Annotated in this window: 5 protein-coding genes; all 5 read right to left on the reverse strand. The window is 67.8% G+C overall.

Features of this window, described 5'->3' with window-relative positions; translation table 11 throughout:
- A partial coding sequence (gene glmM / locus AC5RUJ_RS12475) for a phosphoglucosamine mutase (protein ID WP_494128373.1) occupies window positions 1-1,362 on the reverse strand: 1,362 nt, incomplete at its 3' end.
- 205 nt (window positions 1,363-1,567) lie between these two features.
- Window positions 1,568-2,062, reverse strand: coding sequence for a 30S ribosomal protein S9 (rpsI, locus tag AC5RUJ_RS12480; RefSeq protein WP_493979144.1), 495 nt, complete (start codon window positions 2,060-2,062; stop codon window positions 1,568-1,570).
- Between the two features lie 37 nt (window positions 2,063-2,099).
- Window positions 2,100-2,543, reverse strand: a complete 444-nt coding sequence (gene rplM, locus AC5RUJ_RS12485; RefSeq protein ID WP_493979145.1) for a 50S ribosomal protein L13 — start codon at window positions 2,541-2,543, stop codon at window positions 2,100-2,102.
- A gap of 348 nt (window positions 2,544-2,891) precedes the next feature.
- Window positions 2,892-3,158, reverse strand: coding sequence for a carbon storage regulator CsrA (gene csrA, locus AC5RUJ_RS12490; protein WP_494012682.1), 267 nt, complete (start codon window positions 3,156-3,158; stop codon window positions 2,892-2,894).
- Between the two features lie 62 nt (window positions 3,159-3,220).
- On the reverse strand, window positions 3,221-3,853 hold a 633-nt coding region (locus AC5RUJ_RS12495), incomplete at its 5' end, for a hypothetical protein (protein WP_494155933.1).

Below are 3,853 nucleotides of genomic sequence, written 5' to 3' on the forward strand. Positions count from 1 at the left end.
CTCGGCGGCGGCCGCCTCCAGCGACAGGTGCGCCTTCACGCTCCGGGCCAGCTCCTCGGCGGTTGCCTGGGCGGTTTCCATGTCAGCGGCTTCGACCATCACGCGCACGACCGGCTCGGTGCCGGAGGGGCGCAGCAGCACCCGTCCGGTCCCACCCAGCGCGGCGGACGCGGCAGCCACGGCCTGCTGGAGGGGCTGGTTGGTTTCGACCCCGGACTTGTCCACGTCCTTGACATTGATCAGGACCTGGGGAAGCCGGACCATCCGCTGCGACAGCTCCGAGAGGGGCTTGCCGGACTTGGCCACCTGTGCGGCCAACTGCAGCCCGGTCAGGACGCCGTCGCCGGTGGTCGCGTACTCCGAGAAGATCACGTGCCCGGACTGTTCGCCGCCCAGCGAGTATCCGTGGGCGCGCATGCATTCCAGCACGTACCGGTCGCCCACGGCGGTTTCCTGGATGCGGATGCCGGCATCCTGCAGGGCCAGCTTCATGCCGAGGTTGCTCATGACCGTGGCGACCAGGACATCGTCCTTGAGCCGGCCGGCGTCGCGCAGGGCCAACGCCAGGATGGTCATGATTTGGTCGCCGTCCACGACGTTGCCGCGCTCGTCCACGGCCAGGCAGCGGTCGGCGTCGCCGTCGTGGGCAATGCCCAGGTCGGCGCCGTGCTCGACCACGGCGGCCTGCAGCTTCTCCAGGTGGGTGGACCCCACGCCGTCGTTGATGTTCAGCCCGTCCGGCTCGGCACCCATCACCACAATGTCCGCACCGGCGGCGCGGAACACCTCCGGCGAGCAGCCGCTGGCCGCGCCGTGCGCGCAGTCGAGAACCACTTTCAGGCCCTCCAAGCGGGAAGGCAGGGTCTGCAGCAGGTGCAGGATGTAGCGGTCTTCCGCGTCTGCGAAACGCTGGATACGTCCGACCTCCGCGCCCGTGGGCCGGACGCGCGGCTGCGCCATCTCCTGCTCGATCGCGTCCTCGACCTCGTCCGGCAGCTTGTGCCCGCCGCGGGCGAAAAACTTGATGCCGTTATCCGGGGCCGGATTGTGCGAGGCGGAAATCATCACGCCAAAGTCCGCCGCCAGGTCCCCCACCAGGTAAGCGGCCGCTGGCGTGGGCAGCACCCCGGCGTCGTAGACATCGACGCCCGCACTGGCGAGGCCGGCCTCCACGGCGGCGCTGATGAACTCGCCGCTTGCGCGCGGGTCGCGGGCGATCACCGCCGTCGGGCGCTTGCCGTCTTCAACTTGCCGGTGGCCAAGGACCACTGCGGCCGCCTGCGCGACCTCGAGCGCCAGCTCTGCAGTGATCAATCCGTTGGCCAGTCCGCGGACTCCGTCGGTACCAAATAATCTAGACATCGCGACCCATTTTACGGCAGCGCACCAAGGAGCCGGTTCACCTCCCGCCGGCTGTCGCATGCTGCGCCCTGTTTTGGCCGCTGACCCGGCCGCGGGCGACCTTACACCCCTACGCCCGCCACCTCGCTACAGCCGCTTAAACACACGCGAGGCCCCGCAGCCATGCTGCGGGACCTCGCGTGGAAGCAAAAGCTTCGGAAGCGGTTTAGCGCTTCGAGTACTGCGGCGCCTTGCGGGCCTTCTTGAGGCCAGCCTTCTTGCGCTCGATGATGCGTGCGTCGCGCGTGAGGAAACCGGCCTTCTTCAGGGTCGGGCGGTTGTTCTCGCGGTCGATCTCGTTCAGCGCACGGGCAACGCCCAGGCGCAGCGCACCGGCCTGGCCGGAGGGGCCGCCGCCGTGGATGCGGGCGATGACGTCGTAAGCGCCTTCCAGATCCAGGATCTTGAACGGATCGTTCACTTCCTGCTGGTGCAGCTTGTTCGGGAAGTAGTTCGCCAGCTCACGGCCGTTGATGGTCCAGTTGCCGGCACCCGGAACCAGACGTACGCGGGCGATAGCCTGCTTGCGGCGACCCACGGCGCCTCCGCCTACGGTGAGGGCGGGGCGTTCCTTCTTGGCGGTCTCGGTGACCTCGGATGATTCCGAGGTGTAGCTGGTGAGGGTTTCGCCCTCAGCAGCGGTGTTCAGCTCTTCAGCCACGATGCTCCTTGAATTAAGTTTCTAGTGGTGGCCGGCGCTACTGGGCGACCTGGGTGATTTCGAAGGTCTTCGGCTGCTGGGCAGCGTGCGGGTGCTCGGCACCCGTGTAGACCTTCAGCTTGGACAGCTGCTGGGCAGCCAGGGAGTTCTTCGGCAGCATGCCCCTGATGGCCTTCTCAACTGCACGAACCGGGTTCTTCTCCAGCAGTTCGGCGTAGTTGACGGAGGACAGGCCACCCGGGAACCCGGAGTGGCGGTAGGCACGCTTCTGTTCGAGCTTGGCGCCGGTCAGGGCGACCTTCTCAGCGTTGATGATGATGACGAAATCGCCCATGTCCATGTGAGGAGCAAAGGTCGGCTTGTGCTTTCCGCGCAGCAGTGTTGCGGTCTGGCTGGCAAGACGACCCAGGACGACGTCGGTGGCGTCAATGACGTGCCACTGGCGGTTGATATCGCCGGGCTTCGGAGTGTACGTACGCACGGTTTTTGCCTTCGTTTGGTGTTCTAAGGTAGCGGCGCATTCTTCACAGAACACACGCGCAAAGTTGGTGATGCGCTACCGGAACTTCAGGTGAGGACTGAAATGTAACCAGTGGCCCAGAAAGTCTCGGCTATTTCCGTGGACCAGGTTGGCCCTGCAACTGGGCCGCCACACGGACATAGCGTATCGAGGTTGGACACGCACAACGACTACCAAGGTTATCCTGCCGTGCCGGGTTAGGTCAAAAAGGCCACAACAGCACGACGACGCCGGTGCCTGCCGCCGCCCCTGGCCCCGCCCGTGAACGGGTTTAGCTGGCCGGCGCCGATGGGGCCGCCGGCGAGCGGATCAGCTGCCGGGGCCGCCGGGGCCGCTGCTGCCGGGGAGGTTCAGGCCCAGCAGGGCCTTGATGCGCTCCTCGGCCTCCGGGCCGCTCTGGGCGGCAGCCATATTGGCCTCGCTGACCGCCTGGACCACCTCATCACGCTGGATCTTCACGCCGCGCGGGGCCTCGATGCCCAGGCGGACGCCGTCGCGGCGGGCGTCCAGCACGGTGATGACGATGTCGTCACCGATCAGGATCCGCTCTCCGGGTTTTCGCGTCAGCACCAGCACGCGTCAACTCTATCGCAGCTGAACTCGGCGCCCGGGCAGGCCCGCTCGACCCGCCGCGGCAGTCAGAGCCAGGCGGTCTCGGCCGGCGCGCCGTCCACCCAACCCACCGGCACCCCCAGGGTGTTCACGGTCTTGGGCGAGCCAGTGTGCCTCGTTCCGGTGACCGCCAGGCCGTCGGGAACCACCACCCGCTGCACGGCCTGCACCCAGCGGTCGGTGTCTTCGGCCTTTCGCCGGGCGTCCACCGCCAGCCAGATCTGGTCCGCTCCCAAAGCCGGAAGCAGCGCGAGCAGCTCCACAGGCGGCGTGAGCGCCTGGCCCAGGCCAAAGGCCACGAACACGCTCTGTCCCCGCTCCACGCCCCGGGCACGGGCACCGATCGCGCTGTTGCGGTCCTGCACCGGTCGCCGGACATCGGCGGCGTGCGCGCCGGCCATCTTCACCATGTTGCCGCCGCCCGATATCCAGTCGGCGGCCTCCGAGGGCGCACCGTTGACTGCAGGGGCCGCGGCGGCCATGGAGTTGGCGGCCTCGAGGGCAATATCATCCTGGCCGATTACCAGCACCAGGTCCCCCGGCCCGTAGAGCGGCACCGGAACGGCCGGCTGGCGCGCCCTTTCGGCGGCGGCGGGTTGTGCCTCCACTGCCGGCGGCTGCCCATCCTCAAGGACGGCGCCAACGACGACGCCGGGGCC

It is taken from the genome of Arthrobacter sp. Y3223164 (assembly GCF_059091005.1).